This window comes from Actinophytocola sp. NPDC049390, assembly GCF_044466355.1.
Taxonomy (GTDB): Bacteria; Actinomycetota; Actinomycetes; order Mycobacteriales; family Pseudonocardiaceae; genus Actinophytocola.
This window is the reverse complement of sequence record NZ_JBITMQ010000010.1, coordinates 220,223-235,091: the sequence shown is the minus strand read 5'-3', so window position 1 is coordinate 235,091 and position 14,869 is coordinate 220,223. Positions and strand designations below refer to the sequence as shown.

The 14,869-nt window shown below is 71.5% G+C and carries 8 protein-coding genes; 5 read left to right on the top strand and 3 right to left on the bottom strand.

The window, feature by feature from the left end; all coding sequences use genetic code 11:
* Positions 1–8: 8 nt before the first annotated feature.
* The 3 genes from ACIBVP_RS27235 (at position 9) to ACIBVP_RS27225 (ending at position 1,870) form a co-directional block, all read left to right on the top strand.
* Positions 9–434 (top strand): SgcJ/EcaC family oxidoreductase, encoded by a 426-nt coding sequence (locus tag ACIBVP_RS27235; protein WP_396109184.1) that lies wholly within the window; start codon positions 9–11, stop codon positions 432–434.
* A 76-nt stretch (positions 435–510) separates the two neighbouring features.
* Positions 511–1,557, top strand: a complete 1,047-nt coding sequence (locus ACIBVP_RS27230; RefSeq protein WP_396109183.1) for an NAD-dependent epimerase/dehydratase family protein — start codon at positions 511–513, stop codon at positions 1,555–1,557.
* A 166-nt stretch (positions 1,558–1,723) separates the two neighbouring features.
* Positions 1,724–1,870 carry a hypothetical protein gene (locus ACIBVP_RS27225; protein ID WP_396109182.1) on the top strand — a complete coding sequence of 49 codons (147 nt, stop codon included), beginning with the start codon at positions 1,724–1,726 and terminating at the stop codon, positions 1,868–1,870.
* 47 nt (positions 1,871–1,917) lie between these two features.
* Here the strand turns inward: ACIBVP_RS27225 and ACIBVP_RS27220 are convergent, their stop codons facing one another.
* From ACIBVP_RS27220 to ACIBVP_RS27210, 3 genes are all read right to left on the bottom strand, one after another.
* On the bottom strand, positions 1,918–5,013 hold the full coding sequence (locus tag ACIBVP_RS27220) for a BTAD domain-containing putative transcriptional regulator (RefSeq protein WP_396109181.1): 3,096 nt from the start codon (positions 5,011–5,013) through the stop codon (positions 1,918–1,920).
* 327 nt (positions 5,014–5,340) lie between these two features.
* Positions 5,341–5,784, bottom strand: a complete 444-nt coding sequence (locus ACIBVP_RS27215) for an acyl-CoA thioesterase (RefSeq protein WP_396109180.1) — start codon at positions 5,782–5,784, stop codon at positions 5,341–5,343.
* 9 nt (positions 5,785–5,793) lie between these two features.
* Positions 5,794–11,613 carry a type I polyketide synthase gene (locus ACIBVP_RS27210; RefSeq protein ID WP_396109179.1) on the bottom strand — a complete coding sequence of 1,940 codons (5,820 nt, stop codon included), beginning with the start codon at positions 11,611–11,613 and terminating at the stop codon, positions 5,794–5,796.
* A 290-nt stretch (positions 11,614–11,903) separates the two neighbouring features.
* Here ACIBVP_RS27210 and ACIBVP_RS27205 point away from each other — a divergent pair, with 290 nt between their 5' ends.
* The gene (locus ACIBVP_RS27205; protein ID WP_396109178.1) at positions 11,904–12,902 is read left to right on the top strand and encodes a DUF1702 family protein; all 999 of its coding nucleotides are present in this window, start codon (positions 11,904–11,906) and stop codon (positions 12,900–12,902) included.
* The gene (locus ACIBVP_RS27200; RefSeq protein WP_396109177.1) at positions 12,899–14,869 is read left to right on the top strand and encodes a CRTAC1 family protein; all 1,971 of its coding nucleotides are present in this window, start codon (positions 12,899–12,901) and stop codon (positions 14,867–14,869) included. The genes ACIBVP_RS27205 and ACIBVP_RS27200 overlap by 4 nt, the downstream gene beginning before the upstream one ends.

Sequence of the window (14,869 nt, the reverse complement as noted above, 5' to 3'; positions counted from 1 at the left end):
AACCGAGCATGACCCCCCAAGCTGACCAGGCCGCCATCGCCGCGCTGACCCAGAAGGTGCTCGCCGCGTGGGCCTACCACGACGCGGACACGTTCGCGGACGTGTTCGTCGAGGACGGCACGATGATCCTGCCCGGGTCGCTCTCCACCGGCCGCGACGAGATCCGCGAGCAGATGACCAAGGAGTGGGCGGGCCGCTGGGAGGGCACCCAGGTGACCGGCAAGCCGATCAGCATCCGGGCGCTCGGCCCGGACGTGATCCTCCTGCTGAGCCTCGGCGGCGTCTTGTTCCCCGGTGAGACCGAGGTGACCGAGGCCAACGCCATCCGCGCCTCGTGGCTCGCGGTGCGCAGGGACGGGGAGTGGAAGCTGGCGTCCTACCAGAACTCCCCGCGTTACGTCGCCGCGTCCGAGAGCTCGGCCAAGGCGGCCTGACCCGCCGGTGACCACAGGGGGCCGTTGTCCGTGCCACGGGCAACGGCCCCTTCCCATGCCTGTACCTGGAGGTTCCATGTTGGTCAGTGTCACCGGCGGCAGCGGGTTCGTCGGCGCGCACACGGTGGCCGCGTTGCTGCGCGCTGGCCACCGGGTCCGGTTGCTCGTCCGCGACGAGTCCACGGTGGAGAGTGCACTCGGACCGTTGGGAGTGGACACCGGCGCCGTGGACGGCGGCGCCGTCGACATCGTCACCGGCGACGTACTCGACCGGTTCAGTGTGGACCGGTTGGTGCGCGGCGCCGACGCGGTCCTGCACGCGGCGTCGGTCTACTCGTTCGACAGCAGGGCGCACCGTGAGATGGGCCGGACCAACGTCGCGGGCACCGAGCAGGTCCTGGACGCCGCGCGCAGGGCGGGGACTGGGCGGGTCGTGTACGTGTCCAGCTTCGGCGCGCTGCTGCCCGCACGGGGTGGGGTGCTCGCGCAGGACTCGCCGGTCGGCCGTCCCCGCGAGGCCTACCTGGCGGCCAAGGCCGCCGCGGAACGCGTCGCCCGCGCCCACCAGGAGTCGGGCGCGCCGGTGACGATCACCTACCCGCCGGCGCTGCTCGGCCCGCACGACCCCAAGCGGGGTGACCAGGTCACCCGCCTGCGCAACACGTTGCGGGGACTCATGCCGGTGTGGCCGACCGGCGGCCTGCCAGTCGGCGACGTCCGGGACACCGCCGCGCTGCACGCGGCGCTGGTCGGCGGGGAAGGGCCGGCCGGGAACCGCCACTTCGGCCCCGGCCACTACCTGACCACCAGGCAGTACGTGGCGGCGCTGCGTGAGACGACCGGCAGGGCGCTGCCGACGGTGTACGTGCCCGCCCGCGCCATGCTGCCGCTCGGCGTGCTCACCGGCCTGGCGCAGCGGGTGTGGCCGTGGCACATCCCCGCCGAGTACGGCGCGATCTACACGTGCGCCTGCGCGGCCAGAGTGGACGAACGCGCCGCCGGCGGTGTGGGCAGGCCGGTGGGGGAGACCTTCGCCGACACCGTCCGGTGGCTGCGCGGAGAGGGCCTGATCTCGGCCAGGGCCGCGGGGCACGCGGCCACCGGGCTGCGGCGCGCGGCGTGACGAATGGGCGGCCGCTATCGGCCTGCCATTCGCCTATCGACTCGCTATCGACCGACGACAGAATTCATTGAATTGGTCGAAAATCAACTGATTGCGAGCCGCTGTTGACTCGTTCTCGAGCGGGAGTCCCGCAGAAACGAAATCAAACAGTCTCGGAGGCGTCGCCATGTCTGCCATTCGCAGGATCGTCCTGTCCGCTGCCGCACTGTTCCTCAGCCTGTCCGCCCTCATGGTGACCACGGGCACCGGCAACGCGGACACCGGCTGGAACGTCACGCCCGCCTGCGACACCGGCTGGAACTGCGGCGGCTGAGGACCGCGCCGAGCGGCGGGGGACTGTCCCGCCGCCAGCCCGCGGCGTCACCGGTTGATCGTGTTCCTGCGGTTCCGCGTCAGTTCCTGACGCAACCTGACCGCCTCGGCCGAGTCGACCGTGCCGAGCAACTCGATGGCCTCGTCGAGTGCACCAGCTGCCAGGTCGTCCGCGCCGCGGCCCTGGTGGATGTCGGCCCGGAGAACGAGGGCCTTGGCCCGCCAGACCGTCGAGTCGAGCTCGGTGAACAGCGCGTGCGCGGCCTCGACGTGGTCGGCGGCCGCGGCCACGTGACCGCGCGTCAGCGCGATCTCCGCCAGCGTGTAGTGGGTCATCCCGGCGACCACGTGCTCACCGATCTGCTGTGCGAGCGACAGCGCGTGCTGGAGGGTGGTCTCCGCGCTGTCCAACCGCCCCGATCGTTGCCGCACCACCCCGAGCCGGTACAACGCGTGTGCTTCGCCGATGCGGTCGCCGATGTCGCGCACGATCAGGAGCACCCGGTTCAGCGCCTGGTGCGCCTGCTCCACCTGGTTGACGAGCAGGTGCAACTCCGCGAACCAGTTCAGTGCCTGCGCCTCGCCGCGCAGGTAACCCACCCCGCGATAACCGTCGAGAGCTTCCTGCAACAGTTCGTGCGCGCGGTCGGCGTCCTGTCCGTCGATCGCCACCTTCGCCAGGCTCTGCAGCACGTGGGCCTCACCGACCCGGTCGCCGACCGCGCGCATCAGCTCCAACGCCGCCTCGAACTTCGCCAGCGTCGCCGCGTCCCGGTTGCGCAGCCGGTCGGCGGTGGCGCCGTTGCGCAGCACGAGTGCGCGGCCGTGGTCGTCACCCAGTTCCTCGAAGACCTCGAGCGCGGCGGAGTAGCACCGTTCGGCCTCGGTGAGCCGGGTGTGGAACAGGTACATCGTGCCGAGCGAGTACAGCATCGCGGCGCGGCCGCGCTGGTTGCCCGCCGCCTCTGCCGCGGCGAGCGCCCGTTCGGTGGTCTCCCGCCAGTCGTCGAAGTGGCCCTTCACCGAGAACAACGTCACCGAGGTGAGCGCGAGGTCCCAGCACGCCTCCGCCATCCCGTGGTCGGCGGCCAGGTGGACGGTCGACACGAGCGAGCGGCGCTCCGTTTCCAGCCACTCGATCTGGTTGCCCATCTCCTCGATCTCCTCCAGCTCCGCCACGCCCGACCAGCGGGGCGCGGTGCCGTGGATGATCGTGTAGTCGCCGCCGTACTCCTTGCGGTGCGCGCGCTCGGCCCGTGCCAGCCACGCGCCGACCAGCCGCTCGACGGTGGCGGCGCGCTCGGTGGCGGTCTCCGCGGTGTCGAGCTGTTCGTTCGCGTAGACGCGGATGAGGTCGTGGAACCGGTAGCGCAGCCGCTCGCCCGGGTACTGCACGGTGTCCAGCAGCTGCGCGTCGACCAGGCTCTCCACCACCTCGACGGCGTCGAACGGGTCGATGTCGAGCAGCGCGGCGGCGACCCAGCCGGGGAAGTCGGGCATGGTGACCAGCGCGAACCGGCGGAACAGGCGCTGGCCGACGGGGGAGAGCGCCTGGTAGCTCTGGCTCATGTTGGAGCGCAGCACCAGGCCGCGGAAGGACAGCTCGTCGAGCCTGCGGACGTTGTCGCGCAGCCGGTTGACCAGCAGGTCGATGCGCCAGTGCGCCCGCGAGGCGAGCCGGGCGCCCGCGATCCTGATCGCGAGGGGGAGACCACCGCACAGTTCGACGAGCTCGCGGCCCGCCTCCGGTTCGGCGTTCAGCCGGTCCTCGCCGACGATCGTGGCGAGCAGCTGCAGCGAGTGCTCGACGTCGAACACGTCGATGTCGATCTGGCGCGCACCGGGCAGCCCGGACAGCCGCGCCCTGCTGGTCACGATCACCGCGCACCCCGGCCCGGCCGGCAACAGCGGCATGACCTGGCCCTCGTCGGTCGCGCCGTCGAGCACGACCAGCACCTTCTTGTTGGCGACGCGGCTGCGGTAGAGGTCGCCGCGCTCCTCGTCGTCGTCGGGTATCGCCTTGCCGTCGACGCCGAGCGCTCGCAGGAACCTGGCGAGCACGCCGCGCACCCGGTCGTCGTCGACGGTGGACTCCAGGTCGCCGTAGAGGTGGCCGTCGGGGTAGGCGTCACGCAGCTCGTGCGCGACACGCAGCGCGAGCGTGGACTTGCCGACACCGCCCTTGCCGGAGATCGAGACGATGCGCATGCCGTAGTTCTCGGTCCGCGAGCGTTGCCCGTCGTCGCCGAGCGCACGCTTGATCTCGGCCAGCTGCGCCTGCCTGCCGGTGAAGTCCGCGATCGTCGCGGGCAGCCTGCGCGGGACCACCGACTGCGGTTCGGCCGGGGCCGTCACAGGCATGCCGCTCGGCACCGGGCCGCCGCTGATCGCGATGTCGAGCTTCGGGTCGCGGTTGAGGATCGCGGTTTCCAGGCGCCGCGTGCTCTCGCCGAGCTCGATGCCGAGCTCCTCCTTGAGCGTGGCGCGGCCCCGCCTGCACACCTCGAGCGCCTCGGCCTGGCGTCCCGACCGGTACAGCGCGAGCATCAGGTACTCGTACAGCCGCTCCCGCAGCGGATGCTCCTTGACCAGCGCGAACAGCTCCCCGACGATCTCCTCGTGCCTGCCGAGCGCGAGGTCGAGGCGGATCCGTTCCATGATCGCGGTGACCCTGGTGTCCTCGAGCTGGGCCGCGTTCCTGCGCAGCGGTTCGGAGTTCATGCCCGCGAGCGCGGGCCCGCGCCACAGCGACAACGCGCTGCGCAGCGTGGCGACGGCCTCGGAGAGCCGATTGGCCTCGACGTGCGTGCGCGCGGCGGTCACGAGGTTGTTGAACCGGGCGACGTCGAGGACGTCCGCACCGATCTCCAGCAGGTAGCCGGGTGCGCGGGTGCGGATCTGTAGCTCTTCGCCCGCACCGGACAGCACCCTGCGCAGCCCGGACACGCAGATCTGGATCTGCGCGCGTGCGGTGTTCGGCGGCGAGGTGTCCCAGACCGCGTCGATGAGCGCCTCGACCGGCACGACCCGGTTGGCGTTGAGCGCCAGCATCGCGATGACCACCCGTTGCCGGGCGCCCCCGAGGTCGAGCTCGTCCTGGTCGACGGACAGCGTCAGGGGGCCTAGCAGTCGCAGTGCGAGCACATCACGCCCCCAGCATCGGCACACCCTTCCCTGGTCCGCTCCGGCTCCCGTGAGCAGAAGCTTGGTCCGTCCGACCAGGCCATCCAAGGGAGTGTCTCACACCGGTCGGCGATTCTCGCGCGTCGGTGCTAAATGGCAGGGAGGGCGGTGCTCGAATTCGGCCGGAATCCGTGGCGCCGATTGCCGCACCATTCGTGACGAATTGTCTGCACTGAGTGGAAATATCGGGCGGCCCGTGATCAGGAGTGGTAACCCGGAACTCGCCGCCCCGGCCGTCGGGCCGGGGCGGCGAGCCCGTGTCGAGCCGGTGACCGCCCGGTGGGAGCGTTAGATGGTGACGTGTGCGGCGGTGTAGGGGGCCAGTGCCTCACGCAGCTGCGCGGGCACCCGCGTCGGAACCGTGTCGTTGTTGGGGCCGCGCATGCACGCGATCCGCTGCCGCCCCCTCGCGATCAGTCCCTCCGTGCCGTCCTTGATCCGCACGTAGTCGAACGCGAACTCGACCTGCGTCTGCGTCAGCTCGTCCAGCCGCATCCGCACGCTCAGCTCGTCGAAGGCGGCGATCTCGGCGAAGAACTCGCAGTCGGCCTTCAGCGTGAACAGCTTCAGGTCGTCGTTCATGATCTCCGCCATCACCTCCGGCGCCTTCTCCTGCAGGAACTGCTCCCTGCAGTGGCCCTGCCAGCGCAGGTAGTGCACGTAGTACACGTTGCCGACGAAGTTGGTCTCCTCGAAGCCCACCCGGTGCCGGATCTCGTAATACCCAGCCATCTCGCTCACTCACCTCTCTCCGGACAGCACGGCGAACACGACCGGGTCGGGCAGGTCGTTGAGGGTGGTCACCCACGTGGCGATCCGGGCATCCCCGGTGGACAGCACGATCCAGCCGTCCGCCGAGACCCGGTCGATCGTGAGGTCCCGCGTCGTCGTACCCGTTTTGCGCAGGCACTCCAGCGCGGACCAGAGCCGCGTGCCCGCTGTGTCTGCTTCCTCGCCGGCCTCCGCGACCACCAGGTCGCGGACCCGGCACAGGTCCTCACCGAGCAGGCCGGTCCAGTCCTCCTCGGTGCGGTTCACCACCGTCTCCACGTCGCAACCGAGACGGCCGGCCCCGGTCACCACCAGGCTCACGCCGGCACCGTGGGACGCCGAGATCGAGGCGCCGTCCACCTCGGGCTTGCCGTCCGGCCGGTACCGCACGGTCACCTCGCGGCCGAGCGCACGGCTCGCGGCCAGCTGGGTCTGCGCCCGCCGGTCCGACGGCGTGCCCGGCTCCGGGTCGGGCTCCACGACCACCGACCGGCTGCCGCCGATGGTCCGCTCGAGCGCCCGCTCCAGGTAGCCGGAGAGCATCGCGGACACCCACGGTCCCGAGCTGTCCTTCTGCCGCACGGCACGCAGCGTCAGCCCTTCCCAGCGTTCGACCACCCGGCCGCGCGGTTCGAGCACGTCGATGTCGTAGACGTAGCTGTCGCCGTCCTGCGACCGCTCGCGGGCGTCCAGCACCACGTACTCGACGTGCTGGTCGGCGGGCTCGGCGAGGTACAGCCGGTCGACGCCCTGCGGCAGCAGCGTCGCGTCCGGCACACAGCACTGGAGCGCGTGCATCACCGCGTCGCGGGTGCCGGGGTCGGCCAACACCTGCTCCTGCGGCAGGTAGGCGGCGAACCACGGCGCCGGGGTGGTCGTCCCCAGCTCGGCCACCGCGTGCCGGGCGTTCGCCCGCCGGTAGCCGAGCACCCGCTGGAACCGCTTGCCCTGGAACATCACGCCGCCGTAGAGCTCGGTGATCGGGTCGACCGGCACCAGCGGCAGCGCGGTCGCCGTCCGCGAGACCCCCGTGTCCGGCACGCCCGGTTGCGGCAGCCGCAGCGTCGCACGGAAGTGGTCGGCGCTGAACCCGGTGTCCTCGGCGCGGATGGCCACGGTCACCGTCTCGGTGTCACGGACCAGCGCCGCGAGCCGCACGGCGGTCGTGGTGCCCGGCCGGACCACGATCGGGCGCAGGAACTCGACGTCCGAAAGCAGCGGCGCGCCGGTCCTGCCGAGCACGGCCGTCGCGACCTGGGCCATCGCCTCCATGCCCACCACCGCGGGGAACAGCAGGTCGCCGTCCAGCAGGTGGTCGGACAGGTACGGGTCGCTGCCCGCCGACAGCTCCACCTCGGTGACCAGCTCGACGTCCGGGTAGTTCACGAGCACCCGGTCGACGAACCTGGTCAGCGGCAGCTCCCGGCTCGTGTCCAGCGGCAGGGTCGGCAGTCCGCCCATGCGGCCGGTGATGGTCAGCACCGGACCGGCCGACGGGTCGGCGAGCACCTGGCGCAGCACCTTCAGGCCTTCCTCGACGGAGATCGGCGTGATGCCGCCGCGCACCAGCTGCTCGACGACACCGAGCCGCTCGCCCATGCCCGCGCCGGACCAGACCGACCACTCCATCGCCAGCGCCCGCGCGTTCGGGTGCGCACGCTGGAAGTCCGCGGTCAGCTCGGACATCCAGTCGTTGGCGGTCGAGTAGTGCGCCTCACCGCGCAGCCCGGCCCGGCCGATGATGCTGCCGAACGTGACCAGGAGCTTGATCCGGTTCTGGTCCACCGCGTCGAGCACCGCGCGCAGGCCCGCGATCTTGACGGCGAGCGTCTGGTGGAACCGCTCCTCGGAGAGGTTGCTCAGCGCCGACGGCTCGTTGCGGCCCGCGCCGTGCATGACCGCCGTGACCGGGCCGAGGCCTTCGGTGAACCGGGCGACGGCCGCGGCGACCTGCTCGGGGTCGGTCACGTCGGCCCGCTCGTACTGGCACACCACCCCGGCCGCGGTCATCCTGGCCAGGTTGGCCGAGATCTCCTCGTCGTCGGCGGGGGCGTCCCGGCCGACGAGCGCGAGCTTCGCACCCGAGTCCAGCGCCATGACCAGCGCGCACTCCGCGGTGATGCCCTTGGCGCCGCCGGTGACCAGCAGCACGTCGGAGCTGTCCAGCGGCGTGCCGGCGACCTCCTCGGCGGGCGGCTGGAGCACGGTCAGCACCGGCGTCGTCCGCTGCCCCTCCTCGGTGTAGCGGACCTCGCTGAACGTCGTCGTCGCGGCGGCCTCGGTGATCACACGGCGCACCGCGTCGTCGATCTCGGCGGCCGTCGACGGGGCGAGGTCGGGCAGCGACACGATGGTCGTCGGGGCCTCGGCCGCCTCCAGGAACGCGGTCCTGACCAGGCCGGACGCGCCGTAGCGGTTCTGCACGGCCACGAACCGGGTGCCGGGCGCCGCGGCGACGGCCGCCTTGCCCGCCGCCAGGATCAGGTCGACGTGCTGCTCACCGCTGTCCGGCAGGACCAGCAGCACACCGTCGCCGATGCCCGCCTCCTCGATCGCGACCCGCAGCCGCTCGGCGAGCGGGTGACCCGCAGGGGCGTACACCTCCCAGGAGCCCGCCGGGCCGGTGCCGACGTCGACCCTCGGCGTCCTCGCGGGCACGTAGTCGACCGAGAACGGCCGCACCCACTGGCCGACCCCGGCCACCTCGTTGCCGCCGCCCGACTCCGAGCCGTCGGCGGACGCGCCCATCTCGTCGATCAGCTCGGCCAGCTCGCCGAGCGTGACGGTCGCGAAGTTGGTCGTCGCCTCCAGCGTCGGCAGGCCGAGCTGGCGGGTGACGTCGTTGACGAGCTGGCCGACCGTGATCGAGCTGAGGTGCAGGTCGTCCAGCGGGTGGGTGGCCGCGGTGACGGTCTCCAGCGGCAGCTCGACGCGCTCGGCGGCGAGCTTGCGCAGCAGGTCCAGCGTGGACGGGCCGTCGCCGTCGGACTGCTCGGACTGCTCGGCCGAGGCTGAGACCGGGGATGCCTCCAGGGCGCCGAACTCGCTGATCCCGACCGACAGGTCCGGTGCCGCCTCGCACGGGCTCGCCAGGAACGTGAACCCGCCGTCCAGCGGCAGCGGGCGCACGACCCGGTCGGTGAACAGCGCGGCGGTGTCGACCTTCGCGCCGAGCGCGAACGCGGCGCCGACCACCGACAGCAGCGGGGTGAGCGAGGCGTTGTCGGTGTCGACCGACAGCACCGGCGTGCCGGGTGCGATGTCGCGCAGCAGGCCGGCGAGCACCCGGCCCGGCCCGACCTCCACCGCGAGGTCCGCGCCCTCGGCGGCCTTGGCGGCCGCCTCGTGGAACCGCACCGGGAACAGCACCTGGTCGCGCAGCAGCACGCGCAGGTCGGTCGCTGGGTCCAGCAGGTCGCCCGTCACCGTCGACGCCACCGCGCGGGAGGGCGGGGTGAAGTCGAACTCGGCCAGCCGTTCGGTCATCGCGATGGACGCGGGCTCGACCAGGGGCGAGTGGAAGGCGTGCGAGACGTTCAGCCGGTTCGCGGTGATGCCCGCGGCCCTGGCCCGCTCGCACACGCGGTCCACCGCGCCGGCGTCACCGGCGATGACCGTCTGCTTCGGCCCGTTGTACCCGGCGATGACCACCGGGTCGTCGCCGAACAGCTCCTCGGCCTTGGCGGGCGTGGTGGCGAGTCCCGCCATCGCGCCGCCGCCCTGGCTCGCGTTGGCCATGACCTCGCCGCGTGCCTTTGCCAGCCGCAGCACGTCCTCGTCGGACAGCGCGCCCGCCCACGACAGGGCGGTCAGCTCGCCGAGGCTGTGCCCGACCGCGACGTCCGCGTCGACGCCGAGCGTGCGCAGCACCCGCAGCGCGGCGACGGACCCGGCGACGATGCGTGGCTGCGCCACCTGGGTCGCGACCTGGTCGCCGCCGACGGGCACGCCCGCCGTCGCGAACACGTCCTCCGCGGCGGGGAACCGGCGGCGGATCGCGCCGATGGCGCCCCGCCCGGAACCCTGGCCGGGGAACAGGTAGGCGATCTTCGGCGCGGTGGTCCCCTGGTCCAGGTACACCCCGTCCGCGGTGGCCAGCTTCTCCTCGCCGTCGTCGATCGCCGCGACCAGCCGCTCCAGCTTCGCGACGGCGTCCTCCGGGCTGGTGGTCACGACCGCGGCGCGGACCGGACCGCCGGACAGCTGCCCGGACAGTTCCGCCGCCAGGTCGGCGACCTCGGCGAACGACACCTTGGCCACCACGTCGGCAAGGTCCGCGACCCGCTCGCGCAGCGCGGCGTGGTCGACGGCGTCGAACAGCAGCAGCTCGGCGTCCTGCCGCCCGCTGTGCAGCGTCCCGGCCTCGGCGGGCAGCGCGGTGCGCCGCTTCGTGCCCGGTGCCTGCTCCAGCGCGATGTGGGTGTTGATGCCACCGAAGCCCATCGCGGACACACCCGCGCGGACGGGAGCGTCGGTGGGCCACAGCTCCGGGGAGCTCGGCACGTACAACGCCGGGTCCTCGCCGGTCAGCTTCGGGTGCGGGTCGTAGTGCCCGGTGCCCGGCGGGATCACCTGGTGGTGCACCGCCAGCGCGGCCTTGATCAGGCCGCCGACGCCCGCCGCGGCCTTGGTGTGGCCGATGTTGCCCTTCAGCGAGCTGATCGCGGCGGCGGGAGCCTGCGGGTCGGAGTTGCGGCGGGCCGAGCCGATCGCCTCCAACTCGGTGGCGTCGCCGAGCGCGGTGCCGGTCCCGTGGCCCTCGAAGTAGCCGACGGTCTCCACGCCGTAGCCCGCACGCGTGTAGGCGCGGCTGATCGCGAGCCGGTGGCCGGCGGCCTCCGGGCGGGTGATGCCGCCCTTGCCGTCCGACGACATGCCCCAGCCGGTGATCGACGCGTAGATCCGCAGACCGCGGGCGATCGCGTCCTCCTCGCGCATCAGCACGACCACGCCGGAGCCCTCACCGGGCCAGAAGCCGTTGGAGTCGGCGTCGTAGACCTTCATCTCGCCCGACGCCAGCGCCCCGGTCTTCGCGAACCCGATCACCTCGAACGGGTCGATCGACAGGTCGACGCCACCGGCGAGGCAGACGTCGAGGTCGCCGCCGGTCAGCGCCTTGGCCGCGGTCGCGATGGAGATCAGCGAGGACGAGCACGCGCCGTCCACGGTGTAGCCACCGCCGCCGAGGTCGAAGTAGTTGCAGATGCGGCCCGCGATGGTGTTCGCGAGCCCGCCCGCGAGGGTGTCCTCGTCGATCGCCGGGAACGGCGCCTTGTACACCGGTTCCAGGTCACGGAGGAACGCGCTGGTCTCGTCGTCGTCCCAGCCCTTGGCGGCCAGCGCCGCGGCGAGCGTGCGCCGCACGTACGGCCAGCGCAGCCGCATGAGGTTCGCCCTGGAGAACTCGCCGGTGAGGCTGTTGCCGAAGACCACACCCGTGGACTGGCGGGGCAGCCCCTCCGCCTCCGGGAAGCCCGCGTCGGCCAGTGCCGTCGCGGCGACGTCCAGCGCGAGCCAGTGCGTGAGGTCGGTCGACCGGTAGGTGCTGCCCGCCACCTTGTACTTGAGCCGGTCGAACTCGAAGTCCCGCAGCACCGCCGCCTTCTTGGAATAGAAGCGATCCGGTGCTTTCTGGTCCGGCGAATAGTAGTCAGCCTGGTTCATCCGCTGGTCGGGCAGCCTGCGGAAGGCGCGGCGCCCGGCCAGGACGTTCTCCCAGAGATCTTCCGTACTGGAGGCGTCGGGGTAACGAAGTCCGATGCCAACGATCGCGATCCGCTCGGTGCTCAACCTGTACCGCCTATTCTCGACGACCACTCGACCCGAATCGGCGCGAAAAATTGCGCCGCGCCGCACACGCGGCAATGAAGCCGAGTTCGGCGACAGTCCTCGACACGCGTTCATATGCCTTGTCAAGGTTGCCAAAGTGGTGTGCTGCCTGCCATCTCCTCGTGTGCCGTCCACGAGTGCCGGAAAAGCGTGACAGCGCATCGGCGGAGATGCGCGGTGCCGACAGCGCGCCCGACTCTGGTTGACAGAGAAATCACGGCATCGTTTTGCTGATGGTTAGGGGATGGCACTTGAGCAGTTCATGGCGGGCGCTGCGGCGGCGCCTTCTCACACCCAACGTCGTCGAGACGAGTCTCGACAAGCGCGGCTTCCACAAGAAATCTCCTGCCGCGCAGGAACGACTGGAGACCGTCGGCAAGACATTTCTCACCGGTTACGCCCACGCCGTGGAGGCACGCACGCCCGCCGACGCGGAGGCGCGGATCGAGCAGCTGCCGGGCTGGCTGCGCGGCTTCGCCTACGAGGGCGCGGGCATGGGCCTCGCGATGCTCGACGGCCTGCCCTTCGGCCGGTCGGACAACGCGCGCCGGTTCTTCGAGACCGAGAAGGGCGAGACGTACAAATACCTCGCCTACGTCGGGATCGGCTGGGCGATGGCACGGCTGCCGCGGTTCCGCTGGCCGAAGCCGTCCGCCCTGGACCCGGTGCTGGTGCCGCTGGTGCTCGACGGCTACGGCTTCCACCAGGCGTACTTCCACACCGCCCGCTACATCGACGGCAAGTACCAGAACCCGGACTTCCCCTGGCCCGGCGGCCCGCACGGGTACTACGCGAACAACGCCATCGACCAGGGCATCGGGCGCGCGTCGTGGTTCGTCCGCGGCACCGACCCGGTCCTGGTCGCCGACCTGCTCGACACGTTCCCGGAGCGGCGGCGCCCGGACCTGTGGGCGGGCGTCGGCCTCGCGGCCACCTACGCGGGCGGCGGTGCCGACCCGGCCACGGCGGAGCAGGAGCTGCGGACCCTAGCGACCCGTGCCGGTGACTACCGCGGCAACCTCGCGCAGGGCAGCGCGTTCGCCGCGAACGCACGGGTGCGCGCCGGCATCGTCCCGGCCCACTCCGAACTCGCCACCCAGGTGCTCTGCGGCACCACCCCACAGGAGGCGGCACGGCTCGCCGACGAGCTCCGCCCCGAACACCAGGCGGCCGGCGACAAGCCGGCGTACGAGGTCTGGCGGCAGCGGATCGCCGACGCATTCGTTTCCCTTGGAGGTGTGAACACATGACCCGGGTATTCGGCATGCTGCGCAGGCAGCTCACCGGTGTCATCGCGCTCGTGGTCGTCGTCGCTTTCTACTTCGTGGTCACGCTGCCGCAGAGCTCGGCGGACACCAGGAACGCGATGGCGGACGACTACGCGTTCGCCGAGCACAGCGTCGCGCTGCCCGCGTCGGACAAGCAGCAGTCGATCCGCCAGGTCAACCAGGCGTACAAGCACATCGACGCGTGGATGTCCTCGGTGGGCGCCGCGGTCGCGATGAACGACCTGGACGGCGACGGCCTGCCCAACGACCTGTGCGTGGTGGACCCGCGCACCGACCAGGTGATCGTCACGCCGGTGCCGGACGCACGCGGTGACCGGTACCAGCCGTTCGAGCTGACGCCGGACCCGTTGCCCGTCAACGACGTGATGGCGCCGATGGGCTGTGTGCCCGCCGACCTGAACGAGGACGGCAGACTGGACCTGCTGATCTACATGTGGGGCCGGACCCCGGTGATCCACCTGCAGACCGCCGACCACGACGGGTTCTCGGCGGCCGCGTTCGTCGCGGCCGAGGCCGTGCCCGGCGACAACGCCGACGGCGACGGGAAGTACGACGGTCCACAGTGGAACTCCAACGCGGCGACCGTCGCGGACTTCGACGGTGACGGCCACGACGACGTGTTCGTCGGCAACTACTTCCCCGACAGCCCGATCCTCGACGCGAGCAAGGACGGGGGGGTGGAGATGAACCACTCCCTGTCGCACGCGCAGAACGGCGGCGGCAAGCACATCCTGCTGAACAAGGGTGCCACGGCGGGCGCGGACCCGACCGTCGACCTCGCCGCGGCGCCGGAGGACGCGCTGCCAGAGGAGGCCCGCCACGGCTGGACGCTCGCGGTCAGCGCCAACGACCTCGACGGCGACCTGCTGCCGGAGCTGTACATCGCCAACGACTTCGGCCAGGACCGGTTGCTGTACAACCGGTCCAAGCCGGGCAAGCCGAGCTTCAGCAACGTCGAGACGACCCGCACCCCCGGCACACCGAAGTCGAAGCGGATCGGCGAGGACTCGTTCAAGGGCATGGGCGTCGACTTCGGCGACACCAACCACGACGGCCTGTACGACGCGTTCGTGTCGAACCTGACCGTCACGTGGGGCATCGTCGAGAGCAACTTCCACTACGTCAACCAGGCCAAGGACAAGGCCGACCTGCGGGCGCAGCTGCGGGACGGCGAGGCGCCGTTCACCGACGTCAGCGGGCAGAACGGCACGGCGTGGTCCGGCTGGTCGTGGGACAACAAGCTCGCCGACTTCGCCAACCGGGGTGAGCTGGACATCGCCGTGACCAACGGGTTCATCCGTGGCTCGACGAACCGGTGGCCGCAGCTGCAGGAGCTGGCGATGGCCAACGACGCGCTCGTGTCCAACCCGTTCTTCTGGCCCAACGCCAACGCGGGCGACGACATCGCCGGCAGTGAGACGCTGCGGTTCTTCGCCAAGGGTGAGGACGGCCGCTACGTCGACCTGGCGCCCGAGCTGGGGCTCGCCGTGCCGATCCCGACCCGCGGCATCGCCACCGGTGACGCGGACGGCGACGGGCGGCTCGACTTCGCGGTGGCCCGCCAGTACGGCGAGCCGGTGTACTACCACAACGAGGCGCCGGACCCGGGTGGCTACCTGAACCTGGAGCTCGTCCACGAGCAGGCCGAGGTCGTCGGGGACGCGCCCGTCGCGGGCTCGCCCGCCACCGGTGCCCAGGTCACGGTCACCACGGCGGACGGCAAGAAGTACGTCCAGCGCGTCGACGGCGGCAGCGGCCACGGCGGCAAGCGCAGCACCGAGGTCCACATCGGACTCGGTGACGCGCGTGGGCCCGTGACGGTGTGGCTCGAGTGGCGTGACCGCCAGGGCGAGACCCACAAGCAGGAGTTCCAGCTGAGCCAGGGCAAGCACCAGTTCGTGCTCGGCGACACGGCCGAGGAGGAGTGA

What these genes read in the sequence shown, in the direction of transcription:
- ACIBVP_RS27235 (WP_396109184.1), top strand. Translation starts at nt 9, where the DNA reads ATGACCCCCCAAGCTGACCAGGCCGCCATCGCCGCGCTGACCCAGAAG.
- ACIBVP_RS27230 (WP_396109183.1), top strand. Translation starts at nt 511, where the DNA reads ATGTTGGTCAGTGTCACCGGCGGCAGCGGGTTCGTCGGCGCGCACACG.
- ACIBVP_RS27200 (WP_396109177.1), top strand. Translation starts at nt 12,899, where the DNA reads ATGACCCGGGTATTCGGCATGCTGCGCAGGCAGCTCACCGGTGTCATC.
- ACIBVP_RS27215 (WP_396109180.1), bottom strand. Translation starts at nt 5,784, where the DNA reads ATGGCTGGGTATTACGAGATCCGGCACCGGGTGGGCTTCGAGGAGACC.
- ACIBVP_RS27225 (WP_396109182.1), top strand. Translation starts at nt 1,724, where the DNA reads ATGTCTGCCATTCGCAGGATCGTCCTGTCCGCTGCCGCACTGTTCCTC.